This window comes from Kluyvera huaxiensis, from assembly GCF_040149365.1.
GTDB classification, from domain to species: domain Bacteria; phylum Pseudomonadota; class Gammaproteobacteria; order Enterobacterales; family Enterobacteriaceae; genus Kluyvera; species Kluyvera intermedia_A.
This window is the reverse complement of the sequence record NZ_JBEFLV010000003.1, coordinates 1-24,795: the sequence shown is the minus strand read 5'-3', so window position 1 is coordinate 24,795 and position 24,795 is coordinate 1. Positions and strand designations below refer to the sequence as shown.

The following is a 24,795-nucleotide window of genomic DNA, read 5'->3' as shown; positions in this document are numbered from 1 at the left end:
CTCCATGGCATTTGCCTCACTGCTTGAACGCCAGCGCATTCGTCTGCTGCTGGCGCTACTTTTCGGAGCCAGCGGAACGCTGGCTTTTTCTCCTTATGACATCTGGCCGGCGGCGATAGTCTCGCTGTTAGGTTTGCAGGCGCTGACGCTAAACCGTCGCCCGGTGCAAGCTGCGGCCATTGGTTATGCCTGGGGCTTTGGTCTTTTTGGCAGCGGCATCAACTGGGTTTACGTCAGCATCGCGCAGTTTGGCGGCATGCCGGGCCCGGTCAATGTGTTCCTCGTGGTGCTGCTGGCCGCCTATCTCTCGCTGTACACTGGCCTGTTTGCGGGCATTTTGTCGCGTTTATGGCCGAAAACCAACTGGCTCCGCGTGGCGATTGCCGCCCCCGTCGTCTGGCAACTCACCGAGTTCCTGCGCGGCTGGGTGCTCACCGGCTTCCCGTGGCTACAGTTCGGCTATAGCCAGATAGATGGTCCGCTGAAAGGTCTGGCGCCGGTGATGGGCGTCGGGGCGATAAACTTCCTGCTGATGGCGGTGAGCGGCCTACTGGCGCTGGCGCTGGTCACTCGTAACTGGCGTCCGCTGGTGGTTGGCGCGGTGCTATTTGCACTCCCCTTCCCGCTACGCTACATCCAGTGGTATACGCTACAAACCGATAAAACCACTCAGGTTTCCATGGTACAGGGCGACATTCCACAGGCGTTGAAGTGGGATGAAAATCAGCTGCTCAATACGCTCAAAGTCTACCTCGACGCTACCGAACAGGTGATGGGCAAGTCTGAGCTTATCATCTGGCCAGAGTCGGCCATTCCCGATCTGGAAATTAACCAGCAGCGTTTCCTCAGCATGATGGATGATTTACTGCGGGCCAAAAACAGCACGCTGATTACCGGCATCGTCGACTCGCGTCTGAACCAGCAGAACCGTTACGACACCTACAACACCATCATTGCGCTCGGTAAAGACAGTCCGTACAGCTATGAGTCACGTAATCGCTATAACAAAAACCATCTGGTGCCGTTTGGCGAATTCGTACCGCTGGAGTCGATTCTGCGTCCGTTAGCGCCGTTCTTTGACCTGCCGATGTCGTCATTCAGCCGTGGGCCTTATGTTCAACCACAGCTTCAGGCGCATAACCTGAAACTGACGGCGGCCATCTGCTACGAGATTATTCTCGGACAGCAGGTGCGCGACAACTTCCGCCCGGACACTAACTTCCTGCTGACCATCTCCAACGATGCTTGGTTCGGTAAATCCATCGGCCCATGGCAGCATTTCCAGATGGCGCGTATGCGTGCGCTGGAGCTGGCTCGCCCGCTGCTGCGCAGCACCAACAACGGTATTACCGCCGTGATTGGCCCGCGCGGTGAAATCCAGGCGATGATCCCTCAGTTCACCCGTCAGGTACTGACCGCGAAGGTCACGCCAACCACCGGTTTAACGCCTTACGCGCGGACCGGCGATTGGACGCTGTGGACAATTACCGTACTGTTCGGTTTTGGCGCACTGGTGATGAGCCTGCGTCAGCGCCGCCGTTAATCTCTTAGTACTCTTGCGCTTGCCCGGCTAAATTCATTCACGTTTGTAGCCGGGTAAGTGCCGCATTTCCCGCATTTATCCTTCTCTGATACTCCGTTCTGGCACGCCACTTGCTTAATATAATCAAGAGGCTGCATCTCACTTATTAGCGCAACCCGGTTGCACCACAAAAACACATCGGTAGCACCATAATCGTGCAAACGGTGTTTTTTGCCTCAAAGCGGTGCGGCGCACTTCGCAAAAATAAACAATAACGCAGCAAAATCTTTACATTAAGCCAAACTAAATGCTAACAAACACACATAACGCTGCTGACAAAAAGTGCAGCCTATAACAACACGACAATCACAATGGGTATCAATGCATCATTGCCGATGCAGAGGATAAAGGAGTTGGAAATGCAATTACGTAAATTGGCCGCCGCCATGCTGGTTCTGGGTGTGAGCGCGGGTCTGGCGCATGCAGAAGACGCAAAACCTGCAGCCGATGCCGCACAGCAGCAATCGACTCTGGATAAAATCGCGAAAAACGGCGTCATCGTCGTCGGCCATCGTGAATCTTCCGTACCGTTTTCCTATTATGACAACCAGCAAAAAGTGGTCGGTTATTCTCAGGACTACTCCAACGCCATCGTTGACGCTATCAAGAAAAAGCTGAACAACCCGAAACTGGATGTGAAGCTGATTCCTATCACTTCTCAGAACCGTATTCCCCTGCTGCAAAACGGCACCTTCGATTTTGAATGTGGTTCCACCACCAACAACCTCGAACGCCAGAAACAGGCCGCTTTCTCTGACACTATCTTCGTAGTCGGTACCCGTCTGTTAGTGAAAAAAGGCGGCGCGATTAAAGACTTCGCAGACCTGAAAGATAAAGCAGTCGTTGTCACCTCCGGTACCACCTCAGAAATTCTGCTGCATAAGCTGAACGACGAGCAAAAAATGAATATGCGCATCATCAGCGCCAAAGACCACGGCGACTCCTTCCGTACTCTGGAAAGCGGTCGTGCGGTGGCCTTTATGATGGATGATGCCCTGCTGGCGGGTGAACGTGCGAAAGCCAAGAAACCGGACAACTGGGAGATCGTCGGCAAGCCGCAGTCCCAGGAAGCCTACGGCTGTATGCTGCGTAAAGATGACCCAGACTTCAAAAAGCTGATGGACGATACCATCGCTCAGGCACAGACCTCAGGCGAAGCGGCGAAGTGGTTTGATAAGTGGTTCAAAAACCCAATCCCACCGAAAAACCTGAATATGAACTTCGAGCTGTCTGAAGAGATGAAAGCGCTGTTCAAAACGCCAAATGACAAAGCACTTAACTAATTAAAACAACAGGGCGGAATAATCTGCCCTCTCGATTGTAGTTCAGCACGGACAGACTATAAGTCAGGTGGTCGTTCCCCACCTGGCCTGAATACCGCAAAAACGCTGTTCAACAATCTTCGAGGGTAGCAGGAATCCTGCTACCCTTTTTTTTCTGGAGTCCATTTATGTCCATAGACTGGAACTGGGGTATCTTTTTACAACAGGCCCCATTCGGCAACACCACCTATCTCGGCTGGCTCTGGAGCGGTTTCCAGGTCACCGTGGCGCTTTCTATTACCGCATGGATTATCGCTTTCCTCGTCGGTTCACTGTTTGGCATTCTGCGTACCGTGCCCAATCGTTTTTTATCGATGCTTGGCACCCTGTATGTAGAGCTGTTTCGTAACGTCCCGCTGATCGTGCAGTTCTTTACCTGGTACCTTGTGGTGCCGGAACTGCTGCCGGAAAACCTCGGGATGTGGTTTAAATCTGAGTTAGATCCGAACATTCAGTTCTTCCTCTCCTCGATGATCTGTCTGGGTCTGTTCACCGCCGCCCGCGTTTGTGAGCAGGTACGAGCGGCTATTCAGTCGCTGCCGCGCGGGCAGAAAAATGCCGCGCTGGCGATGGGCCTAACCCTGCCGCAAGCTTACCGCTACGTGCTGCTGCCGAACGCCTACCGCGTCATCGTGCCGCCAATGACCTCTGAGATGATGAACCTGGTGAAAAACTCGGCCATCGCCTCAACTATTGGTCTGGTCGATATGGCCGCTCAGGCAGGTAAACTGCTGGATTACTCCGCGCACGCCTGGGAATCCTTTACGGCGATCACTGTCGCCTACGTATTGATTAACGCCGTAATTATGCTGGTGATGGCGGTGGTGGAACGTAAAATCCGCCTGCCGGGCAATCTGGGGGGTAAATAATGTACGAATTTGACTGGAGTTCTATCGTCCCGTCGATGCCCTACCTGCTGGCAGGTCTGGTTATCACGCTCAAAATTACCGTGACGGCAATTATCATTGGTATCGTCTGGGGGACAATCCTGGCGGTAATGCGTTTGTCTACGTTTAAACCGGTCGCCTGGTTTGCCAAGGCCTACGTCAACATCTTCCGCTCAGTGCCGCTGGTAATGGTGCTGCTGTGGTTTTATCTGATTGTGCCGGGTTTTCTGCAAAACGTACTGGGGCTGTCGCCAAAAAGCGATATTCGCCTGATCTCGGCAATGGTGGCGTTTTCGATGTTTGAGGCCGCCTACTACTCGGAGATTATCCGCGCCGGTATTCAGAGCATCTCCCGCGGGCAGTCTAGCGCCGCGCTGGCGCTGGGGATGACCCACTGGCAGTCGATGAAGCTCATCATTCTGCCGCAGGCTTTCCGGGCGATGGTGCCGCTGCTGCTCACTCAGGGCATCGTATTGTTCCAGGATACCTCATTGGTGTACGTCCTGAGCCTCGCGGACTTCTTCCGTACCGCCTCAACCATTGGCGAGCGTGATGGTACCCAGGTGGAAATGATCCTGTTTGCTGGTTTTGTTTACTTTGTGATTAGCCTTAGTGCCTCGCTGCTGGTCAGCTACTTGAAGAAAAGGACCGTGTAATGATTACCCTGAAAAATGTTTCTAAATGGTATGGCCACTTTCAGGTGCTGACCGACTGCTCCACGGAAGTGAAAAAAGGCGAAGTGGTGGTGGTGTGCGGGCCGTCCGGCTCTGGGAAATCAACCCTGATTAAAACCGTGAACGGCCTCGAGCCGGTCCAGCAAGGTGAAATTCTGGTCAACGGCACCCAGGTAAACGACAAGAAAACGGATCTCGCTAAGCTGCGTTCTCACGTCGGCATGGTGTTCCAGCATTTCGAACTGTTCCCGCATCTGTCGATTATCGAAAACCTGACGCTGGCGCAGGTCAAAGTGCTCAAGCGCGACAAAGCCGCCGCCCGTGATAAAGGCTTAAAGCTGCTTGATCGCGTGGGTCTTTCCGCTCATGCCAATAAATTCCCAGCCCAGCTCTCCGGTGGACAGCAGCAGCGTGTGGCGATCGCCCGTGCGCTGTGCATGGATCCGGTAGCGATGCTGTTTGACGAACCGACTTCTGCGCTCGATCCTGAGATGATCAACGAAGTGCTGGACGTGATGGTAGAACTGGCCCACGAAGGGATGACGATGATGGTGGTGACTCACGAAATGGGCTTTGCCCGTAAAGTGGCTAACCGGGTTATCTTTATGGACGAAGGCAAGATCGTCGAAGATGCTGAAAAAGAGGCCTTCTTCGCTAATCCGAAATCCGACCGCGCCAAAGATTTCCTCGCCAAAATTCTGCACTAATCCTTCCCGCGCGCACTCAGCAGAGTGCGCGCAGCAACACTGCCGGAGGGTATCCGGCACAGCCGATTACGGTTCGAATGGCCGTCTCTGGAACTGGTCATGACCGCATTTTGGACAACGTGGCAACACATCCGGCGTGTACACCGCCAGATGGTAATGGCATTTCTCACACACCAGGTTGCCTAAGCCAACTACCTCACCGCTGTGGTACACGCCATGATGATTAAGATCCTGGAACACCTCACGCCACTCCAGCTGGGTTTTATCGGTAATATCCGCCAGCTCCTGCCAGATACTCTCTTTAATCACCCGCAGGAATACGCTGTCCGATTCATCTTCCTGACTTTCGCCGTAGCTCATGGCGAACTCTTCTAAATCGCGACGCACGGCGCGTAAAAGCTCGTCGATTTCCGTGCGCGTTAACTCGCTGGTTTGCGCCACCTTCGCTCTTGCCTGCGAGACCAGCGCGTCAATATCGCGTTCACCATTACGCAGACGTTCGGTCAGCGTGCCGACCAGTTCACGGTAAATTTGAGCAACCTTGTTCATTGTTTCCTCTCCCAGCCAGTTAACCTATTCTAATAGTAGCCGTTATTTCCTTTTCGCTTTGCCAGCTTCACCACAGAGTTCACAAAATGCGCCTGGAGCTTTTCACCCGTGGAATGTGCGAAAGGCTGTTTTGACGGCAGCGTTTGGGCTATGCTATGCGGATCTGAAATACCACATCTATTGGCTACATCTGTAGCTGCATTGAAAACAGGATCACTGGCTGCCATGCAAGAGCAATACCGCCCGGAAGAGATAGAATCGAAAGTCCAGCTTCACTGGGATGAGAAGCGCACATTTGAAGTTACTGAAGACGAGAGCAAAGAGAAGTATTACTGCCTGTCGATGCTTCCCTATCCTTCTGGTCGACTACACATGGGCCACGTCCGTAACTACACCATCGGCGATGTGATTGCTCGCTACCAGCGTATGCTGGGCAAAAACGTCCTGCAGCCAATCGGCTGGGATGCATTCGGCCTGCCGGCTGAAGGTGCGGCGGTAAAAAACAACACCGCCCCGGCGCCGTGGACGTACGACAATATCGAATACATGAAAAACCAGCTCAAAATGCTGGGCTTTGGTTATGACTGGAGCCGCGAGCTGGCGACCTGTACCCCGGAATACTATCGTTGGGAACAGAAATTCTTCACCGAGCTGTATAAAAAAGGCCTGGTGTACAAGAAAACCTCTGCGGTGAACTGGTGCCCGAACGACCAGACCGTACTGGCTAACGAACAGGTTATCGACGGCTGCTGCTGGCGCTGTGACACCAAAGTCGAGCGTAAAGAGATCCCACAGTGGTTCATCAAAATAACCGCTTACGCTGACGAACTGCTGAGTGATCTGGATAATCTGGACCACTGGCCTGACACCGTAAAAACGATGCAGCGCAACTGGATTGGTCGTTCTGAAGGCGTGGAAATCTCCTTCGACGTGAACAACTACGCGGACAAACTGACCGTGTACACCACCCGTCCGGACACCTTCATGGGCTGTACATACCTGGCCGTTGCCGCGGGTCATCCGCTGGCACAGCAGGCTGCGGCAAACAACCCAACGCTGGCGACATTCATCGATGAATGCCGCAACACCAAAGTGGCCGAAGCCGATATGGCGACCATGGAGAAAAAAGGCGTCGATACCGGCTTTAAAGCGATTCACCCGCTGACCGGCGAAGCGATCCCAGTATGGGCCGCTAACTTCGTTCTGATGGAATACGGCACTGGCGCAGTCATGGCCGTTCCGGGTCACGATCAGCGCGACTACGAGTTCGCGACCAAATACGGTCTGAACATCAAGCCGGTTATTCTGACAGCCGATGGTTCTAAACCAGACCTCTCCGAGCAAGCGTTGACCGAAAAAGGCACCCTGTTTAACTCCGGTGAGTTCGACGGCCTGAGCTTTGAAGCTGGTTTTAATGCCGTTGCCGATAAACTGGTCGCCATGGGCGTAGGCCAGCGTAAAGTGAACTATCGTCTGCGCGACTGGGGTGTTTCCCGTCAGCGTTACTGGGGCGCGCCTATCCCAATGGTCACTCTGGAAGACGGCACTGTACTGCCAACCCCAGAAGATCAGCTGCCGGTTATTCTGCCGGAAGACGTGGTCATGGACGGAATCACCAGCCCAATCAAAGCAGACCCAGAGTGGGCGAAAACTACCGTTAACGGTATGCCTGCCCTGCGTGAAACTGACACCTTCGATACCTTCATGGAATCTTCATGGTACTACGCGCGCTACACCTGCCCGCAGTATCAGGAAGGCATGCTGGATTCGAAAGCCGCCAACTACTGGCTGCCGGTTGATATCTACATTGGCGGGATCGAACACGCCATCATGCACCTGCTTTACTTCCGCTTCTTCCACAAACTGATGCGCGATGCAGGCCTGGTCAATTCTGACGAACCGGCTAAACAGCTGCTGTGTCAGGGTATGGTTCTGGCCGATGCCTTCTACTACGTGGGCGTAAACGGTGAACGTAACTGGGTTTCTCCGGTTGATGCCATCGTTGAGCGTGACGAAAAAGGCCGTATCGTGAAGGCGAAGGACGCTCAAGGTCATGAACTGGTTTATACCGGCATGAGCAAGATGTCCAAATCGAAAAACAACGGTATCGACCCGCAGGTCATGGTTGAACGTTACGGTGCGGATACCGTCCGTCTGTTCATGATGTTCGCTTCCCCGGCTGATATGACCCTGGAATGGCAGGAATCCGGCGTTGAAGGGGCAAACCGCTTCCTGAAGCGTGTCTGGAAGCTGATCTACGAACACACTTCTCGTGGCCCGGTTGCCGCTCTGAACGTCGATGCGCTGAGTGAAGATCAGCAGGCGCTGCGCCGCGATGTGCACAAAACTATCGCTAAAGTGACCGATGATATCGGTCGTCGTCAAACCTTCAACACCGCTATCGCGGCAGTGATGGAGCTGATGAACAAGCTGGCGAAAGCACCACAGGAAGACGAGCAGGATCGTGCGCTGCTGCAGGAAGCTCTGCTGGCCGTCGTACGTATGCTCAACCCGTTCACCCCACACGCCTGCTTTACTCTGTGGCAGGAACTGGGCGGTGAAGGCGACATCGATAACGCACCGTGGCCAGTGGCTGACGAAAAAGCGATGGTGGAAAACACTACGCTGGTCGTCGTGCAGGTTAACGGTAAAGTTCGCGGTAAGATAACCGTCGCGGTTGATGCAACTGAAGAACAAGTCCGTGAACGTGCAGGCCAGGAACACCTGGTGGCAAAATACCTTGAGGGCGTGACCCTACGTAAAGTTATCTACGTACCGGGCAAGCTGCTTAACCTGGTCGTTGGCTAAGCGCGGGAGGAAGCGTGCGATTTCTGACAACATTGTTGCTATCTGTGGCGGTGCTGGTCACCGCCGGATGCGGCTGGCATCTGCGTAGTACCACGCAGGTCCCGGACGAAATGAAAACATTGATCCTTCAAAGCAGCGATCCGTACGGCCCATATAGCCGCGCGGTACGTGAACAGCTGAGAAGCAATAACATAACGGTGCTTGATCAGAGCACGCTGCGTCAGGACGTTCCTTCTCTACGTCTGGGGGCCGTTAACCTGCATCAGGATACCGCTTCCGTATTCCAGAACGGTCAGACGGCGGAATACCAGATGGTCATGACGGTAAATGCGACGGTGTTGATCCCGGGTCAGGATATCTTCCCGATCTCCACCAAAGTGTATCGTTCGTTCTTTGACAACCCGCAACAGGCGCTGGCAAAAGACAACGAACAAAGCCTGATCGTCCAGGAAATGTACCAGAAGGCCGCTGAGCAGCTGATTCGTAAGCTGCCAAGCGTACACATCGCTGATGTAAAAGAGAGCGCAGAAAATTCGGCTGCTAAGCCGAATAACGGTTCTCGTGTATCAACGACTCTGGGTAACTGATGATTCGGTTGTACCCAGAACAACTCCGCGCGCAGCTCTCTGAAGGGCTGCGCGCGGCGTATCTCCTGCTTGGTAATGACCCCCTCTTCCTTCAGGAAAGCCAGGACGCAATACGGCACGCCGCTGTCAGCGAAGGCTTTATCGAGCATCATACTTTCACGCTTGATGCCAGCACCGACTGGCATGAGCTATTTTCACTGTGTCAGGCGATGAGCCTGTTTGCCAGTCGTCAGACGTTGCTTTTGTTATTGCCGGAAAACGGCCCCAATGCGGCTATCAACGAACAGCTGGCCACCCTGGTGAGCCTGCTGCATGACGATCTGTTGCTGATTGTACGCGGCAACAAGCTCACTAAAGCCCAGGAAAATGCCGCATGGCTAACCGCGCTCGCCGCTCGCGCAGTGCAAGTTAACTGCCAGACGCCAGAACAAGCACAGCTACCGCGCTGGCTGGCTAATCGCGCCAAACAGCATAATCTCCAGCTTGACGAACCCGCCAGCCAACTGCTGTGTTACTGCTATGAAGGTAATCTGCTGGCGTTGGCGCAGGCGCTGGAGCGTCTGTCGCTATTGTGGCCGGATGGAAAGCTGACGCTGCCTCGCGTTGAACAGGCGGTTAACGACGCCGCGCACTTTACGCCATTCCACTGGGTCGATGCCCTGCTGGCTGGGAAAAGTAAACGCGCGCTGCATATTTTGCAGCAGCTTCGGCTCGAAGGCAGTGAACCAGTTATTTTGCTGCGCACGTTACAACGTGAACTGCTGCTGCTGGTGACGTTGAAACGTCAGAGCGCGCAGACCCCGCTGCGCACCCTGTTTGATAAGCATCGCGTCTGGCAAAATCGCCGGGCGATGGTTGGCGAGGCCGTCAACCGCCTGAGTGGCCCTCAGCTACGCCAGGCGGTCACCTTGCTGAGCAACGCGGAGCTTACGTTAAAGCAGGATTACGGTCAGTCGGTATGGACTGAACTGGAAAGTTTGTCGCTACTGCTTTGTCATAAAGCGCTAGCCGACGTTTTTATCGATGGATGATATGTCAAAACTACAGGCGCTTTTCGGCGGGACGTTCGATCCCATCCATTATGGCCACCTGAAGCCGGTGGAGATTCTGGCCAATCAAATTGGCCTCTCCAGGGTGATTATTATGCCCAACAACGTGCCGCCACACCGTCCGCAGCCGGAAGCAACCAGCGAACAGCGCAAGCTGATGGTCGAACTGGCCATCGCCGATAAGCCGTTGTTTGTGTTAGATGAGCGTGAACTGCGCCGCGACACCCCTTCCTTTACGGCGGATACCTTGCAGCAGTGGCGCCAGGAACAGGGAGCCGACAAACCGCTGGCCTTTATTATCGGCCAGGATTCGTTACTGACTTTTCCGAGCTGGCATCGCTACGAGACCATCCTTTCTAACGCGCATTTGCTAGTCACCCGGCGTCCGGGTTATCCGCTCACGATGGCGCAGGAAGAGCATCAGCAATGGTTAGACCAACATCTCACCAGTAATATTGAAGATTTGCATAACCAACCCGCAGGCAAAATCTACCTCGCGGAAACGCCGTGGTTCGACGTTTCGGCAACGCTAATTCGTGAACGGCTGGAACATAATGAGTCATGCGAAGAGATGATGCCAGAAGCGGTGCTGACCTACATCATGCAGCAAGGGCTGTACCACCACGGCGCGTAGCGCGATATCAAGGGGAATCGCACCATGAAACTATGGCTAGTGCGTCATGGCGAAACCGAAGCCAACGTCGCCGGACTTTACAGCGGCCACGCCCCTACTCCATTGACTGAACAAGGCAAAATGCAGGCGCATCGCCTGGGTAACATGCTAAACCAGGTGCCGTTTGACCGAGTACTGTGCAGCGAGCTCGAACGCACGCAGCATACCGCTCGTCTGCTTCTGGGCGAACGGCAAATCCCGCTTGCGCCACATTCGCTGTTAAACGAGATGTTCTTCGGCGACTGGGAAATGCGCCACCACCGCGACCTGCAGGTCGAAGATAAAGCCAATTATGACGCCTGGTGCGCCGATTGGCAGCATGCGGCGCCTACCAACGGCGAAAGTTTCCCCGCATTTTCCCAACGCGTGAAAGCCTTTGCCGACGAACTTGCAGGTTACAGCGACACCAATCTGCTTATCGTCAGCCACCAGGGTGTACTCAGCCTGCTGACCGCCCTGCTGTTGGGGATGCCAACCGCCAGCATGTGGCATTTTCGCATCGATCATGGCGCGTGGAGCGTCATTGATATCACCGCGCAGTTTGCCACGCTACGGGTGCTCAATAGTCGAGCTATCTGGTCGCCGGACGAAGGATAAAACGGATTTCTGCGCCTGAGACCCGCCAATCCATTGACACGCATGAATAGACTGTTATTCTCCGCAGCCTGAAACATCCCCCTCCAGCACTTGTGGACAGAAATTGTTTTACAAAAATGGCGATGCAATCGGCATAAAGGAATGGGATGATAGCCCGCCAGAACGCCACCTGGTGTTTTTTGTCCCGACATTAATTTCAGTTCGGGTATACTGTTGGGCTGTTTTATATTGTTTATCTTCACACCCCAGGGGGAACACTTGCAGGGTAAAGAACTCCAGGATTTTGTTGTCGACAAAATTGATGATTTGAAAGGTCAGGACATCGTCACCATCGATGTTCACGGTAAATCCAGCATCACCGATTGCATGATTATCTGCACCGGTACCTCCAGCCGCCACGTTATGTCTATTGCCGATCATGTGGTGCAGGAATCGCGCGCTGCCGGTCTGCTGCCGATGGGTGTTGAAGGCGAAAACGTTGCCGACTGGATTGTCGTCGATTTAGGCGATGTCATCGTCCACGTGATGCAGGAAGAAAGCCGCCGCCTGTATGAACTGGAAAAGCTCTGGAGTTAAGTTGTGAAGCTGCAGTTGGTCGCCGTCGGCACCAAAATGCCGGATTGGGTACAAACCGGTTTTACCGAATACCTTCGTCGTTTTCCGAAAGATATGCCGTTCGAACTGGTGGAAATTCCCGCCGGTAAGCGCGGCAAGAATGCGGACATCAAACGTATTCTGGATAAAGAAGGCGAGATGATGATCGCCGCCGCAGGAAAAAACCGTATCGTCACGCTGGATATCCCTGGAAAACCCTGGGATACACCTCAGCTTGCTCGCGAGCTGGAACGCTGGAAGCAGGACGGACGTGACGTCAGCTTGCTGATTGGTGGTCCTGAAGGTCTTTCTCCGGCATGCAAAGCCGCAGCAGAACAAAGTTGGTCTCTCTCCACATTGACGTTGCCTCACCCGCTGGTGCGCGTGCTGGTCGCGGAAAGCCTGTATCGGGCATGGAGTATTACCACCAACCACCCTTACCACCGCGAGTAATGATGACCAGGGTAGATTAAGCAGCGAATGAAACTACAGAATTCTTTTCGCGACTATACGGCAGAGTCCGCGCTCTTTGTGCGCCGGGCGGTGGTCGCTTTTTTGGGAATTTTGCTGCTGACCGGCGTGCTGATTGCCAACCTCTACAATTTGCAGATCGTTCGCTTTACTGACTACCAGACGCGTTCTAACGAAAACCGCATTAAACTGGTGCCTATCGCCCCCAGTCGCGGCATTATTTACGATCGCAACGGCACCCCGCTGGCGCTTAACCGCACCATTTACCAGCTGGAGATCATGCCGGAAAAAGTCGACAGCGTGCAGCAGACCATTGACGGCCTGCGCGACGTCGTCGATCTCTCTGACGACGATATTGCCGCCTTTAAAAAAGAGCGCGCCCGTTCGCATCGCTTCACCTCTATTCCCCTGAAAACCAACCTAACGGAAGTGCAGGTGGCGCGTTTTGCCGTCAACCAGTACCGCTTCCCGGGCGTCGAAGTTAAAGGGTATAAGCGTCGCTTCTATCCGTATGGTTCCGCCCTCACCCACGTTATCGGCTATGTCTCAAAAATTAACGATAAAGACGTCGACAGACTGGATAAAGACGGCAAACTAGCCAACTACGCGGCCACTCACGATATTGGCAAACTCGGTATCGAGCGCTATTACGAAGATATGCTCCACGGGCAGACGGGCTACGAAGAGGTTGAAGTTAACAACCGCGGGCGCGTTATCCGTCAGTTGAAAGAGGTGCCGCCGCAGGCCGGGCATGACATCTATCTGACACTCGATCTGAAACTTCAGCAGTATATTGAAACGCTGCTAGCGGGCAGCCGTGCAGCCGTGGTCGTAACTGACCCACGTAATGGTAGCATTCTGGCGCTGGTTTCGATGCCAAGCTACGACCCGAACCTGTTTGTGGATGGTATCTCCAGCAAAGATTACAGCGGTCTGTTGAATGACCCGAACACACCGCTGGTGAACCGTGCTACGCAGGGGGTTTACCCGCCGGCGTCCACGGTGAAACCGTACGTGGCCGTTTCCGCGATGAGCGCGGGTGTCATCAACCGTAACACCAGCCTGTTTGACCCAGGTTGGTGGCAGCTTCCTGGTTCAGAAAAACGCTACCGCGACTGGAAAAAATGGGGCCACGGCCACCTGAACGTCACTAAAGCGCTGGAAGAATCTGCGGATACCTTCTTCTACCAGGTCGCCTACGACATGGGTATCGACCGTCTATCCGAATGGATGAGCAAGTTTGGCTACGGTGACTACACGGGCGTTGACCTTGCGGAGGAACGCTCAGGTAACATGCCAACCCGTGACTGGAAGCTAAAGCGCTTTAAAAAGCCGTGGTATCAGGGTGATACCATTCCGGTCGGTATCGGCCAGGGTTACTGGACGGCAACGCCTATTCAGATGAGCAAAGCGCTGATGATTCTGATTAACGACGGCGTAATTAAAACCCCTCATCTGCTGGCGAGTACCGTGGAAGAAGGGAAAAAAGTGCCATGGGCACAGCCGCAAGAACCACCGATTGGCGATATTCACTCCGGCTACTGGGAAATTGCTAAAGACGGGATGTACGGCGTTGCCAACCGTGGCAACGGTACCGCACATAAATACTTTGCCAGCGCGCCGTATAAAATCGCGGCTAAGTCGGGTACTGCGCAGGTCTTTGGCCTGAAGGCTAACGAAACGTATAACGCCCACCGTATTGCTGAGCGTCTGCGTGACCATAAATTGATGACCGCATTTGCGCCGTATAACGATCCGCAGGTGGCGGTAGCTATTATTTTAGAGAACGGCGGCGCAGGCCCAGCGGTCGGTACCATCATGCGTCAGATCCTTGACCACATCATGCTGGGCGACAATAACACCGAATTGCCGACAGAAAACCCAGCGGCCACCGCGTCGGAGGACCAATAACTATGACGGATAATCCGAACAAAAGAACGTTCTGGAATAAAATCCATATCGACCCGGCCATGCTGCTGATCCTGCTGGCGCTGCTGACCTACAGCGCGCTGGTTATCTGGAGCGCCAGTGGTCAGGATATGGGGATGATGGAGCGTAAAATCGGCCAGATCGCCATGGGGCTGGTGATTATGGTGGTAATGGCGCAGATCCCGCCGCGCGTTTACGAAGGTTGGGCGCCGTGGCTGTACATCATCTGTATTATTCTGCTGGTCGCCGTTGACGCCTTTGGTGCTATTTCGAAAGGCGCACAGCGCTGGCTCGACCTCGGTATTGTCCGCTTCCAGCCGTCAGAAATTGCGAAGATTGCCGTCCCGCTGATGGTGGCGCGCTTTATCAACCGCGATGTCTGCCCGCCTTCGTTAAAGAATACCGGTATCGCCCTGGTGCTGATTTTCATGCCAACCTTGCTGGTTGCCGCGCAGCCTGACCTCGGGACCTCTATTCTTGTCGCCCTCTCCGGCCTGTTCGTGCTGTTCCTCGCGGGTCTGAGCTGGCGTTTAATTCTGGTTGCCGTGCTGCTGGTGGCCGCCTTTATCCCGATTCTGTGGTTCTTCCTGATGCACGATTATCAGCGTCAACGAGTGATGATGCTGCTCGATCCGGAATCAGACCCGCTCGGCGCGGGCTATCACATTATTCAGTCAAAAATCGCCATCGGCTCCGGTGGCCTTCGCGGAAAAGGCTGGCTGCATGGAACGCAATCGCAGCTGGAGTTCTTACCTGAACGCCACACCGACTTCATCTTTGCGGTGCTTGCGGAAGAGTTGGGGCTTATCGGCATTCTGATCCTGCTGGCGCTCTACGTGCTGTTGATTATGCGCGGCCTGTGGATAGCAGCCCAAGCGCAAACCACGTTTGGACGAGTAATGGCAGGTGGTTTAATGCTGATTTTATTCGTTTATGTCTTCGTAAATATTGGTATGGTAAGTGGCATCTTGCCGGTGGTTGGCGTTCCGCTACCGCTGGTCAGCTACGGGGGGTCTGCCCTGATCGTACTGATGGCCGGGTTCGGTATCGTGATGTCGATACATACCCACAGAAAAATGTTGTCAAAAAGCGTCTAAGGGGTGCTCAATGCGTAAGCAATGGCTTGGGATCTGCATAGCGGCAGGGCTGCTGGCGGCTTGTTCGAGTGATGATGTTCAGCAACAAACCGTTTCCGCGCCACAACCTGCGGTATGTAATGGTCCAGTAGTCGAAATCAGCGGGGCCGATCCACGCTTTGAACCCCTGAATGCGACCGCCAATCAGGATTACGAGCGCGATGGAAAAAAATACAAGATCGTGCAGGATCCGTCTAAATTCAGCCAGGCCGGTTTTGCCGCGATTTATGATGCCGAGCCGGGCAGCAACCTGACGGCCAGCGGTGAAGCATTCGATCCGAATCAGCTTACCGCTGCGCACCCGACGCTGCCAATCCCAAGCTATGCGCGTATTACCAACCTGGCCAATGGCCGGATGATCGTGGTACGTATCAACGATCGCGGCCCGTACGGCAACGATCGCGTGATCTCACTCTCGCGTGCAGCGGCGGATCGCCTCAATAACTCGAACAATACCAAAGTCCGCATCGACCCAATTATTGTCGCCCAGGATGGTTCCCTTTCCGGTCCTGGCATGGCCTGTACTACCGTAGCTAAGCAGACTTATGCTCTGCCGGACCGCCCTGATCTTGGCGGCGGCATGGGCAGCGCCTCCTCCGCACCCGTTGCCTCTGCTCCGCAAGGTGATGTACGGGCGATCAGCAATGATACGCTCACCGCCGCCAACGGTGACGGGGCCCCGGTGAAAAGCGGTGGTTTTCTTGGCGCGCCAACTCCGCTGAATAGCGGCGTGCTGGAAGAGACCGCACCGGCAGTAGCCGCACCAGCCCAAACCGCCGCCCCTGTTACCGCACCGGTAAGCGCGAAGCCAGCAGCAGCCGTTGCTGCGCCAGCCGCCACCGGCGATTACGTGGTTCAGGTTGGCGCTGTCAGCGACCAAACGCGTGCCCAGCAGTATCAGCAGCGTTTGAGTCAGCAATTTTCAGCACCGGGCCGCGTGACACAAAACGGCGCCGTCTGGCGTATTCAGCTTGGTCCATTTGCCAGCAAAGGCGAGGCCAGCACCATACAGCAACGTTTGCAGAGCGAAGCACAGCTGCAGTCGTTTATTACACGCGCCAACTAAAACGCCCAGAGGCGTCCGAATTTTCGTATATGTAAAAGTCATTAACAAAGTCATATGCGATGTCGGATGCCTGTCTGAAGGGCATTTGTTATAGTAAGGCACTTTTTAACTCCATCACGGACGTCGTTGTTCTGACCATGAAGACCTCTTTTCTCGCTCGCTTACTTATTCCGGCGCTTTCAGTAGCAGCCCTGGCTTCCGCTGCTCACGCCGATGACCTGAACATCAAAACTATGATCCCAGGCGTTCCGCAGATTGACGCGGAATCCTACATTCTTATCGATTACAACTCCGGCAAAGTGCTGGCGGAGCAGAACGCGGATTCCCGTCGCGATCCTGCCAGTCTGACCAAAATGATGACCAGCTACGTCATCGGTCAGGCAATGAGAGCGGGTAAATTCAAAGAATCCGACCTGGTCACCATCGGTAATGACGCTTGGGCGACCGGTAATCCGGTCTTCAAAGGCTCTTCCCTGATGTTCCTGAAACCAGGAATGCAGGTGCCGGTATCGCAGTTGATCCGTGGGATTAACCTGCAGTCGGGCAACGATGCCTGCGTGGCGATGGCCGATTACGTCGCCGGCAGCCAGGACTCCTTCGTGGGCCTGATGAACAACTACGTGACTCAGTTAGGTCTGAAAAACACCCACTTCCAGACCGTTCATGGCCTGGATGCTGATGGTCAGTACAGCTCAGCGCGCGATATGGCGCTGATCGGTCAGGCGCTTATCCGCGACGTGCCGAATGAGTACACCATCTACAAAGAAAAAGAGTTCACCTTTAACGGCATCCGTCAGATGAACCGTAACGGTCTGCTGTGGGACAACAGCCTGAACGTTGACGGCATCAAAACAGGTCATACCGATAAAGCAGGTTACAACCTGGTCGCCTCTGCAACCGAAGGCCAGATGCGCCTCGTTTCCGCGGTGATGGGTGGTCGCACCTATAAAGGTCGCGAAACCGAGAGCAAAAAGCTGCTGACCTGGGGCTTCCGTTTCTTTGAAACCGTCAACCCAATCAAAGCTGGCAAAGAGTTCGCGTCTGAACCCGCCTGGTTCGGTAACACCGATCGCGCTTCCCTGGGTGTAGATAAAGACGCTTACCTGACCATCCCACGTGGCCGCATGAAGGACCTGAAAGCCAGCTATGTGCTGACCAACAGCGAACTGCACGCACCGCTGCAGAAAAATCAGGTTGTCGGCACCATTAACTTCCAGCTCGACGGTAAAGTTATCGATCAGCGTCCACTGGTCGTGCTGCAGGAAATTCCTGAAGGTAACTTCTTCGGCAATATCATTGATTACATTAAATTAATGTTCCACCATTGGTTTGGTTAAAAATCACCCACTTGAAAGTGTGATTTCCATCCCCATATAATATGCATAGCAAAAGCAACTCCCGCCCTGGTCGCGGGAGTTGTTCTTTTTTAACACTGGAGCTGACATGAAAACCAAACTGAACGAACTGCTTGAATTCCCTACACCATTTACTTACAAAGTGATGGGTCTGGCGAAACCTGAGCTGGTTGACCTGGTGGTTGAAGTGGTACAGCGCCATGCGCCAGGTGATTACTCTCCGCAGATAAAACCAAGCAGCAAAGGCAACTACCACTCGGTGTCCATTACCATCAATGCTACCCACATTGATCAGGTTGAGACGCTGTACGAAGAGCTGGGCAATATCGAAATCGTCCGTATGGTGCTGTAATCGCATCACCGTTACCCGGCATCGCCGGGTAACGCCTCCCTCCCCCGCGCTGTGATATACTCTGCATCCATTATTTCCCCTCCCTGCGGAGACGCTGTTTTGGACTTGAATACCCTTCTCATCCGTCAACTGGGTCTGCAACCCTACGAGCCTGTCTCGCAGGCCATGCACGACTTCACCGATAATCGCGATGAAAACACGCTGGACGAAATCTGGCTGGTTGAGCATCAACCCGTCTTTACCCAGGGGCAGGCAGGTAAAGCTGAGCATGTGCTGGTGCCTGGTGATATCCCAGTAGTTCAAAGCGATCGTGGTGGTCAAGTTACCTACCACGGACCGGGTCAGCAGGTGATGTATGTCCTGCTCAATCTTAAGCGCCGTAAACTGGGCGTTCGTGAATTGGTCACACTGCTTGAGCAGACCGTCGTTAATACGCTGGCAGAACTGGGTATCGAAGCGCACCCCCGTGCCGATGCACCGGGTGTTTACGTAGGAGAAAAGAAAATCTGTTCTCTGGGGCTGCGTATCCGTAAGGGCTGCTCGTTCCACGGGCTGGCACTGAATATCGCCATGGACTTATCGCCATTCTTGCGAATTAACCCTTGTGGTTATGCGGGTATGGAGATGACCCAGGTTTCACAATGGGTTGCAGATGCCAAACCCGATAATATATCCGTAATTCTGGTTTCTCAGTTTTTAGCCCTGCTGAACAATCCCCCACACAAATATATTTCAGAATAATATATTATACATTATGGCCTAATATTTATTGGGCCAACCAACCCCACACATCATTACGATTTATCGCAACGTAAAGTTTTGTGTTTTTTCTGTGCGTAAACCCACCAAAACCGTATCTGGATCTCATTTTAATGAAAAAAAATAACTAATTACATACACCACATGAATACATTGATTTAGTTAATACATTGAGTATTCGAGAAAAATTATTGTTTTCACCTTGCGCATTTTATCTCACCAGAATAATAATGATAATGAAATCATCAACTATCATTCATGGCATGAATGAATATGGAGTGAGTAGTGTGGATTATAACGATAAGCCAGAAAATAAAATTAATCTAAACGTCAATAATGATGCGCCACAAATCTTCCGTACCCTGCGTAATATAGACCTCAATTTATTGACCATATTTGAAGCGGTATACGTCCATAAAGGCATCGTCAATGCCGCAAAAGTTCTGAATCTCACGCCGTCGGCTATCAGCCAATCGATCCAAAAGCTCAGGCTGCTGTTTCCCGACCCGTTGTTCATCCGTAAAGGTCAGGGCGTCACGCCAACAGCCTATGCGACCCATCTGCATGAATATATTAGCCAGGGGCTGGAATCTATCCTGGGAGCTTTAGATCTCAACGGCAGCTACGACAAACAACGGGTGATTACCATTGGCACCGCGGCGTCGGTCGGGGCGATAGTGATGCCTGTCATCTACCAGGTGGTCAAAAAAACCTACCCGCAGGTGCTGCTGCGTAATGTTGCCGTCACCGATGCTAATACCCAGCTTAGCCAGTTCCAGACCGACTTAATTATCGATAACCACGAACATAACAACCCTCGTACTCTGGGGCGCCATCCGCTATTCAGCGACAAGCTGGTGCTGGTGTGTCGTAACGACCACCCGGCCCATGATGCAGAACCCTCTGTCGATACGCTAATGCAGTATGAACACACCCTGCTGACAATGGACGGCGCTGGTCAGAACGACCTGTACAAGCGCATTCGCGATATGTTGCCTGACCGCCAGGTCAGCGTAAGCAGTTACAATCTGTTCACTATCGCGTCACTGATCGCTTCAAGCGATCTGATTGGCATCATGCCGTTACGCTTTTACCATATCTTCAAGCAGTGCTGGCCGTTGCGCGCGCTGGACTTCGCGCCATTGCAGCAAGAACAGGTTGATTTTTCATTGCATTACAACAAACTCAGCCTGCGTGACCCGGTAATGCAAAACATTATCAACGTCATTCATGAGGCATTCTGAGCCTCCAGTCCCAGCGACTCCGTCGCCGGCAAAAAAAGCATTATTCAACAACTATTTTACAATTTGCCGGCCTGTTAGGCTGCTTTATGCCCCATTTCAATGGTATACTGCCTGTCATTAATTCAAAAATAGTTGATAAATACAACAATACCTTGAATTGAAAAGCTTTCCCTCGATACTCGGAACTGGAAGACGCATGCTATGAGTAAACCCATTGTGATGGAACGCGGTGTTAAGTACCGTGATGCCGATAAAATGGCCCTTATCCCGGTAAAAAACGTCGTCACAGAGCGTGAAGCCCTGTTACGAAAACCGGAGTGGATGAAAATCAAACTTCCGGCAGACTCCTCCCGTATCCAGGGTATTAAAGCCGCCATGCGTAAAAATGGCCTGCACTCCGTCTGTGAAGAAGCATCCTGTCCTAACCTGGCGGAATGCTTCAACCACGGAACTGCGACCTTTATGATCCTCGGCGCCATCTGTACGCGCCGTTGCCCATTCTGCGACGTCGCCCACGGCCGCCCGGTAACACCGGACGCCAACGAACCGCAGAAACTGGCACAGACGATTGCCGACATGGCTCTGCGCTATGTGGTGATTACCTCGGTGGATCGTGACGATCTGCGCGATGGCGGTGCCCAGCATTTTGCAGACTGCATCTCAGCAATTCGCGAGAAGAGCCCAACCATCAAAATTGAAACGTTGGTGCCGGACTTCCGTGGCCGTATGGATCGCGCACTCGAGATCCTGACCGCCACGCCGCCAGACGTATTCAACCACAACCTGGAAAACGTACCGCGTATCTACCGTAACGTTCGCCCAGGCGCTGATTACAACTGGTCGCTGAAGCTGCTGGAGCGTTTTAAAGAAGCGCATCCGGATATCCCGACCAAGTCGGGTTTGATGGTTGGTCTGGGTGAAACCAATGCCGAAATCATCGAAGTAATGCGTGACCTGCGCCGCCACGGCGTCACCATGTTGACGCTCGGCCAGTATCTGCAGCCAAGCCGTCACCACCTGCCGGTACAACGCTATGTTAGCCCGGACGAATTTGAAGAAATGAAAGCCGAAGCGATGGCGATGGGCTTTACCCACGCAGCCTGCGGCCCGTTCGTTCGTTCGTCATACCACGCGGATCTCCAGGCCAAAGGCATGGAAGTGAAGTAAGGTTCGTCAGCGAAATAAAAAAAGCCGCTCTCTTACCGAAAGCGGCTTTTTTATCATCCAGCGCGACACAAACTGTTGCAATAAAATACCATTAGCGATGATTTCCCCCATGAAAAAGGGCCACAACGTCATACGCTGTAGCCCCTTTCGCAGGAGTTGACTCTGCGCATGAGATGCACACTTTCTGCAACTCACGTTAAACGCTGCCCTGCTTACTCTTTATGAGAGAGCTTCTCTGCCGGAGTCTCATCTGCGCTTTTCTGCGCGCTGGTTTCATCGTCATTCATGGCTTTCTTAAAGCCTTTGATTGCTGAACCCAGATCTCCACCCAAAGTCCGTAATTTTTTGGTACCAAACACCAGAACAATCAGTGCTGCCACTACCAGCAGTTTGGTAATACTAATCTCACCCATAGATACCTTCTTCTCAAAAACAGGCTGCAAAATGCGCCACATCACTGTGGTCTATTAACGGTCATCTGGCGCGTGCACACAATAGCAATCTGTAACAAGGTGAATCAAGCATTGTTTAAAAAAACGTCACGTTAATTGCGGTAGCGCAAAGCGCCGGTTCTGCAGCACGGGAAGCTGCTGTCGGACGGTTAAAAGATGTTCGCGCTGGACCTCACAAACGATCAATTGCGGTAATTGGGTCGCCCCTGCCAGGGTGACGCCAAGAGGGTCGATAATCCGACTTTGCCCAATATTACGGCTCCCACACTCCCCACTTGCCACCAGATAACAGGTTGTGTCCAGGGCGCGAGCGGCCAATAGCGTTGACCAATGGTGCTCCTTCAGCGGGCCACGGACCCAGGCGGCGGGAAGTACCAAAATTTCCGCCCCCTGCAATGCCAGGGCTAGCGCCATATCGGGAAAACGCAGGTCGTAGCAAGTCATCAATCCGACCTGGAAACCAGCGACCTCAATCAGCGGCGGCAACGTTTTTCCGGCATCAACGCGTTTCGATTCCTGAATAGAGAAAGCGTCATAGAGATGTAATTTATGATAGTGGGCAATCACCTCCCCTGCACGCAGGACCACCAGCGTGTTGTTTGCCCGCCCCTGCCCCGATGGCGTATGAATAGTCAGTACCGTGGTGAGCGTATCATTGCGGCTCTGAGCTTTTAGTTGCTGCATAAAACCGCCATCAAATGGCTGAGCCGATTTAACCGACAGGTCCGGATCGCTATCATCGCGTGCCAATAGCGCTTCAGGCAACACCAGTAGCGCGGCCCCCTGTTCAGCCGCAGATTGCATCAACCTCACGCAGGTTTGTGCATTCATTTGCCACTCCGGCGTCACGACGAACTGTCCCGCTGCAACCCGCATCTTCACCTCCACCTTTTGCTAATATATCAACATCATGAATAATGATGAGTCTTCAGCTCACCATTCTGATGACAGCAACCCGTAATTTATTGAGTATATAGGCATATTGACCCTTTCGACGTTAAACTCAGGGCATTGTTAATAAATGGCAGGAACCAGGAATGATGCAACTTTTATTAGCCGTATTTATCGGCGGGGGCACCGGGAGCGTAGCCCGTTGGCTGCTGAGCCTAAAGCTTAACCCCATGCACCATGCACTTCCGCTGGGCACGCTAACAGCAAACCTGATTGGCGCATTTATCATTGGCGCGGGGCTAGCCTGGTTTAACCGCTTGCCGCAAGTTGACCCAATCTGGAAGCTGCTTATCACGACCGGTTTTTGTGGCGGGTTAACAACCTTCTCGACGTTTTCCTCTGAGGTGGTCTTTTTGTTGCAGGCGGGGAGGTTTAGCTGGGCACTGCTGAATGTCGCCGTGAACCTGCTGGGCTCGTTCGCCATGACGGCGCTCGCATTCTGGCTGTTCAGTACCAGCCGCTAGAAAAAGAATAAAAAAACCCGCGATTAAGCGGGTTTTGAATTCTGACTGCTATTGTCGCTTACAGAGCGGTTACGTTAGCAGCAGAAGGGCCTTTGGCACCGTTAGTGATTTCGAACTCTACACGCTGACCTTCAGCCAGAGTTTTGAAACCGTTGGTCTGGATTGCAGAGAAATGTACGAATACATCTTTGCTACCATCTTCCGGAGTAATGAAACCGAATCCTTTGGACTCATTAAACCACTTAACGTTACCTTTAATCTTAGACATCAAAATTACCTTTATATGAAAAAACGACACTAATCTGTGTCAGTTAACAGTACAACAATTGTGATGCGTTTTGTCCAGCCCAAGTTTGTTAAAAAGTGATAAATGTCGCTAACTTTTATTCGCAGGTTGACTTTGTCGTTATTTTAGCTACAAGCCCCATTTTTAGAACTGGAAACGCAGCCAGGCGAAGTAGACATTACCGTTATTGTAAGTACCCGGAATGTAGGTCATCTGGAACGTTGCCGGGCCATAGCCAATTGATGCCATCGGCAGCAGAACCGGAACGGGAATGTAATTCCAGTTATCCCGCGCCGTTACCCCTACGGTATACCCCAGACCCCAATGGAAATTATCGTCCTCCAGTGGTCTCCAGGTGGCTTCCCAACCGTAGCCGCCGATAGGCTCCCATTTGTTAAAGGAATCCTTGAACGCCATCAAGTAGATACCGTGCCAATTCCCTTTGTCATCCCAGCGAGATACGCCGAAGCCAGCGCCCCATGGACGTTCGTTATATTTGTCAGTTTTATCTTTATCGTAAGCAAATCGCGCATGCCAGGTAATCACCGGCACATACAGATCGTAACTCTGCGGCGCTTCCCAGGTTTGCACAACGTTGTTGCTCAACGTGTTGTAACCGTCTTTGAGTGTCTGGGTAAAAGAGGCATCGGCAGGCTGAACCGCCCCTGACAGCCCTACCGCAGCAATCAGCAGTGAGGGAAATTTATTAAGTTTAAACACGATACCCTCCCCCAATGAATCATCTATTAAAATAGTCCATTAAGATCTCACCTTACGGTATCGATGCTCTACACTTTTCCTTGCCTTTAATTATAAATTAGAATATTCCTAGGCAAACTACCAAACCTGAAAAATACCTTACAAAAAACAATGTTTTGTTAACATTGGAATGTTAAACACCTAAAAAATATTATGGACGCAGATTTTATTGTTATAATAATAGCCAAGAAGTATTTCGCGTTAAAATTACGAATATTATAAAAACCATCATTTGAAAATAAAAAAACCTTATACTCATATATTAATAATATATTTTTAGGGAAGGTGCGAATAAGCGGGGAAATTCTTCTCGGCTGACTCAGTCATTTCATTTCTTCATGTTTGAGCCGATTTTTTCTCCCGTAAATGCCTTGA

At 52.7% G+C, this 24,795-nt stretch carries 26 protein-coding genes; 21 read left to right on the top strand and 5 right to left on the bottom strand.

The annotated features are described in order from the left end of the window. Positions 1–4: 4 nt before the first annotated feature. From lnt to ABOC97_RS04030, 5 genes are all read left to right on the top strand, one after another. The gene (lnt, locus tag ABOC97_RS04050; RefSeq protein ID WP_349594392.1) at positions 5–1,543 is read left to right on the top strand and encodes an apolipoprotein N-acyltransferase; all 1,539 of its coding nucleotides are present in this window, start codon (positions 5–7) and stop codon (positions 1,541–1,543) included. A 398-nt stretch (positions 1,544–1,941) separates the two neighbouring features. Continuing rightward, a complete protein-coding gene (locus ABOC97_RS04045) occupies positions 1,942–2,865 on the top strand; it encodes an amino acid ABC transporter substrate-binding protein (RefSeq protein ID WP_349594389.1) in 924 nt (307 codons plus the stop codon). 167 nt (positions 2,866–3,032) lie between these two features. Next, positions 3,033–3,773, top strand: coding sequence for an amino acid ABC transporter permease (locus ABOC97_RS04040; protein WP_234503660.1), 741 nt, complete (start codon positions 3,033–3,035; stop codon positions 3,771–3,773). Next, on the top strand, positions 3,773–4,447 hold the full coding sequence (gltK, locus tag ABOC97_RS04035) for a glutamate/aspartate ABC transporter permease GltK (protein ID WP_349594386.1): 675 nt from the start codon (positions 3,773–3,775) through the stop codon (positions 4,445–4,447). Before ABOC97_RS04040 ends, gltK begins: the two co-directional genes overlap by 1 nt. Further along, a complete protein-coding gene (locus ABOC97_RS04030) occupies positions 4,447–5,172 on the top strand; it encodes an amino acid ABC transporter ATP-binding protein (protein WP_349594384.1) in 726 nt (241 codons plus the stop codon). Before gltK ends, ABOC97_RS04030 begins: the two co-directional genes overlap by 1 nt. A 66-nt stretch (positions 5,173–5,238) precedes the next feature. Here ABOC97_RS04030 and ABOC97_RS04025 read toward each other — a convergent pair whose 3' ends face one another. Further along, positions 5,239–5,721 carry a zinc ribbon-containing protein gene (locus ABOC97_RS04025; RefSeq protein ID WP_349594381.1) on the bottom strand — a complete coding sequence of 161 codons (483 nt, stop codon included), beginning with the start codon at positions 5,719–5,721 and terminating at the stop codon, positions 5,239–5,241. A 225-nt stretch (positions 5,722–5,946) separates the two neighbouring features. On the opposite strand from ABOC97_RS04025, the gene leuS reads away from it, so the two are divergent. From leuS to lipA, 15 genes are all read left to right on the top strand, one after another. Then, on the top strand, positions 5,947–8,529 hold the full coding sequence (leuS, locus tag ABOC97_RS04020) for a leucine--tRNA ligase (protein ID WP_349594378.1): 2,583 nt from the start codon (positions 5,947–5,949) through the stop codon (positions 8,527–8,529). A gap of 14 nt (positions 8,530–8,543) precedes the next feature. Next, entirely contained in the window at positions 8,544–9,116 is a 573-nt protein-coding gene (lptE, locus tag ABOC97_RS04015) for an LPS assembly lipoprotein LptE (RefSeq protein ID WP_234503666.1), read from the top strand. Then, positions 9,116–10,147 (top strand): DNA polymerase III subunit delta, encoded by a 1,032-nt coding sequence (gene holA, locus ABOC97_RS04010; protein ID WP_349594374.1) that lies wholly within the window; start codon positions 9,116–9,118, stop codon positions 10,145–10,147. Before lptE ends, holA begins: the two co-directional genes overlap by 1 nt. After that, positions 10,140–10,799 (top strand): nicotinate-nucleotide adenylyltransferase, encoded by a 660-nt coding sequence (gene nadD / locus ABOC97_RS04005; protein WP_234503671.1) that lies wholly within the window; start codon positions 10,140–10,142, stop codon positions 10,797–10,799. The genes holA and nadD overlap by 8 nt, the downstream gene beginning before the upstream one ends. Before the next feature lie 24 nt (positions 10,800–10,823). Next, positions 10,824–11,435, top strand: a complete 612-nt coding sequence (locus tag ABOC97_RS04000) for an adenosylcobalamin/alpha-ribazole phosphatase (RefSeq protein WP_349594371.1) — start codon at positions 10,824–10,826, stop codon at positions 11,433–11,435. Positions 11,436–11,693: 258 nt separating this feature from the next. Then, positions 11,694–12,011: a ribosome silencing factor gene (gene rsfS / locus ABOC97_RS03995; protein ID WP_234503677.1), complete on the top strand. Its 318-nt coding sequence runs from the start codon at positions 11,694–11,696 to the stop codon at positions 12,009–12,011. A gap of 3 nt (positions 12,012–12,014) precedes the next feature. Further along, on the top strand, positions 12,015–12,482 hold the full coding sequence (gene rlmH, locus ABOC97_RS03990) for a 23S rRNA (pseudouridine(1915)-N(3))-methyltransferase RlmH (protein ID WP_349594367.1): 468 nt from the start codon (positions 12,015–12,017) through the stop codon (positions 12,480–12,482). Positions 12,483–12,509: 27 nt separating this feature from the next. Next, positions 12,510–14,411, top strand: a complete 1,902-nt coding sequence (gene mrdA, locus ABOC97_RS03985) for a peptidoglycan DD-transpeptidase MrdA (protein ID WP_234503680.1) — start codon at positions 12,510–12,512, stop codon at positions 14,409–14,411. Positions 14,412–14,413: 2 nt separating this feature from the next. Beyond that, positions 14,414–15,526, top strand: a complete 1,113-nt coding sequence (gene mrdB / locus ABOC97_RS03980) for a peptidoglycan glycosyltransferase MrdB (RefSeq protein ID WP_234503685.1) — start codon at positions 14,414–14,416, stop codon at positions 15,524–15,526. 10 nt (positions 15,527–15,536) lie between these two features. Further along, on the top strand, positions 15,537–16,631 hold the full coding sequence (gene rlpA, locus ABOC97_RS03975; protein ID WP_349594362.1) for an endolytic peptidoglycan transglycosylase RlpA: 1,095 nt from the start codon (positions 15,537–15,539) through the stop codon (positions 16,629–16,631). 137 nt (positions 16,632–16,768) lie between these two features. Continuing rightward, a complete protein-coding gene (dacA, locus tag ABOC97_RS03970) occupies positions 16,769–17,968 on the top strand; it encodes a D-alanyl-D-alanine carboxypeptidase DacA (protein ID WP_234503692.1) in 1,200 nt (399 codons plus the stop codon). A 106-nt stretch (positions 17,969–18,074) separates the two neighbouring features. Then, positions 18,075–18,338, top strand: coding sequence for a DUF493 family protein YbeD (gene ybeD, locus ABOC97_RS03965; RefSeq protein ID WP_234503695.1), 264 nt, complete (start codon positions 18,075–18,077; stop codon positions 18,336–18,338). Between the two features lie 99 nt (positions 18,339–18,437). Continuing rightward, positions 18,438–19,079: a lipoyl(octanoyl) transferase LipB gene (lipB, locus tag ABOC97_RS03960; protein WP_349594358.1), complete on the top strand. Its 642-nt coding sequence runs from the start codon at positions 18,438–18,440 to the stop codon at positions 19,077–19,079. A 305-nt stretch (positions 19,080–19,384) separates the two neighbouring features. Then, entirely contained in the window at positions 19,385–20,341 is a 957-nt protein-coding gene (locus ABOC97_RS03955; protein WP_349594355.1) for a YbeF family transcriptional regulator, read from the top strand. 201 nt (positions 20,342–20,542) lie between these two features. Next, positions 20,543–21,508, top strand: coding sequence for a lipoyl synthase (gene lipA / locus ABOC97_RS03950; protein ID WP_234501854.1), 966 nt, complete (start codon positions 20,543–20,545; stop codon positions 21,506–21,508). Between the two features lie 212 nt (positions 21,509–21,720). Here lipA and tatE read toward each other — a convergent pair whose 3' ends face one another. Together tatE and ABOC97_RS03940 are read right to left on the bottom strand one after the other, a co-directional pair. Beyond that, positions 21,721–21,921 (bottom strand): twin-arginine translocase subunit TatE, encoded by a 201-nt coding sequence (tatE, locus tag ABOC97_RS03945; protein WP_234501853.1) that lies wholly within the window; start codon positions 21,919–21,921, stop codon positions 21,721–21,723. Between the two features lie 126 nt (positions 21,922–22,047). Beyond that, a complete protein-coding gene (locus tag ABOC97_RS03940) occupies positions 22,048–22,836 on the bottom strand; it encodes a deaminated glutathione amidase (protein ID WP_349594351.1) in 789 nt (262 codons plus the stop codon). A 161-nt stretch (positions 22,837–22,997) separates the two neighbouring features. Here ABOC97_RS03940 and crcB point away from each other — a divergent pair, with 161 nt between their 5' ends. Next, positions 22,998–23,375, top strand: coding sequence for a fluoride efflux transporter CrcB (crcB, locus tag ABOC97_RS03935; RefSeq protein ID WP_234501851.1), 378 nt, complete (start codon positions 22,998–23,000; stop codon positions 23,373–23,375). A gap of 58 nt (positions 23,376–23,433) precedes the next feature. On the opposite strand, the gene cspE is transcribed toward crcB, so the two are convergent. Continuing rightward, positions 23,434–23,643 (bottom strand): transcription antiterminator/RNA stability regulator CspE, encoded by a 210-nt coding sequence (gene cspE / locus ABOC97_RS03930; protein WP_000034826.1) that lies wholly within the window; start codon positions 23,641–23,643, stop codon positions 23,434–23,436. Between the two features lie 162 nt (positions 23,644–23,805). After that, positions 23,806–24,354, bottom strand: a complete 549-nt coding sequence (gene pagP, locus ABOC97_RS03925) for a lipid IV(A) palmitoyltransferase PagP (RefSeq protein ID WP_349594930.1) — start codon at positions 24,352–24,354, stop codon at positions 23,806–23,808. Positions 24,355–24,795 lie beyond the last annotated feature (441 nt).

What these genes read in the sequence shown, in the direction of transcription:
- nadD (WP_234503671.1), top strand. Translation starts at nt 10,140, where the DNA reads ATGGATGATATGTCAAAACTACAGGCGCTTTTCGGCGGGACGTTCGAT.
- ABOC97_RS04000 (WP_349594371.1), top strand. Translation starts at nt 10,824, where the DNA reads ATGAAACTATGGCTAGTGCGTCATGGCGAAACCGAAGCCAACGTCGCC.
- ABOC97_RS04045 (WP_349594389.1), top strand. Translation starts at nt 1,942, where the DNA reads ATGCAATTACGTAAATTGGCCGCCGCCATGCTGGTTCTGGGTGTGAGC.
- ABOC97_RS03940 (WP_349594351.1), bottom strand. Translation starts at nt 22,836, where the DNA reads ATGCGGGTTGCAGCGGGACAGTTCGTCGTGACGCCGGAGTGGCAAATG.
- ybeD (WP_234503695.1), top strand. Translation starts at nt 18,075, where the DNA reads ATGAAAACCAAACTGAACGAACTGCTTGAATTCCCTACACCATTTACT.
- cspE (WP_000034826.1), bottom strand. Translation starts at nt 23,643, where the DNA reads ATGTCTAAGATTAAAGGTAACGTTAAGTGGTTTAATGAGTCCAAAGGA.
- gltK (WP_349594386.1), top strand. Translation starts at nt 3,773, where the DNA reads ATGTACGAATTTGACTGGAGTTCTATCGTCCCGTCGATGCCCTACCTG.
- tatE (WP_234501853.1), bottom strand. Translation starts at nt 21,921, where the DNA reads ATGGGTGAGATTAGTATTACCAAACTGCTGGTAGTGGCAGCACTGATT.
- dacA (WP_234503692.1), top strand. Translation starts at nt 16,769, where the DNA reads ATGAAGACCTCTTTTCTCGCTCGCTTACTTATTCCGGCGCTTTCAGTA.
- ABOC97_RS04040 (WP_234503660.1), top strand. Translation starts at nt 3,033, where the DNA reads ATGTCCATAGACTGGAACTGGGGTATCTTTTTACAACAGGCCCCATTC.
- crcB (WP_234501851.1), top strand. Translation starts at nt 22,998, where the DNA reads ATGATGCAACTTTTATTAGCCGTATTTATCGGCGGGGGCACCGGGAGC.
- lnt (WP_349594392.1), top strand. Translation starts at nt 5, where the DNA reads ATGGCATTTGCCTCACTGCTTGAACGCCAGCGCATTCGTCTGCTGCTG.
- lipA (WP_234501854.1), top strand. Translation starts at nt 20,543, where the DNA reads ATGAGTAAACCCATTGTGATGGAACGCGGTGTTAAGTACCGTGATGCC.
- rlpA (WP_349594362.1), top strand. Translation starts at nt 15,537, where the DNA reads ATGCGTAAGCAATGGCTTGGGATCTGCATAGCGGCAGGGCTGCTGGCG.
- mrdB (WP_234503685.1), top strand. Translation starts at nt 14,414, where the DNA reads ATGACGGATAATCCGAACAAAAGAACGTTCTGGAATAAAATCCATATC.
- leuS (WP_349594378.1), top strand. Translation starts at nt 5,947, where the DNA reads ATGCAAGAGCAATACCGCCCGGAAGAGATAGAATCGAAAGTCCAGCTT.
- holA (WP_349594374.1), top strand. Translation starts at nt 9,116, where the DNA reads ATGATTCGGTTGTACCCAGAACAACTCCGCGCGCAGCTCTCTGAAGGG.
- ABOC97_RS04030 (WP_349594384.1), top strand. Translation starts at nt 4,447, where the DNA reads ATGATTACCCTGAAAAATGTTTCTAAATGGTATGGCCACTTTCAGGTG.
- mrdA (WP_234503680.1), top strand. Translation starts at nt 12,510, where the DNA reads ATGAAACTACAGAATTCTTTTCGCGACTATACGGCAGAGTCCGCGCTC.
- ABOC97_RS04025 (WP_349594381.1), bottom strand. Translation starts at nt 5,721, where the DNA reads ATGAACAAGGTTGCTCAAATTTACCGTGAACTGGTCGGCACGCTGACC.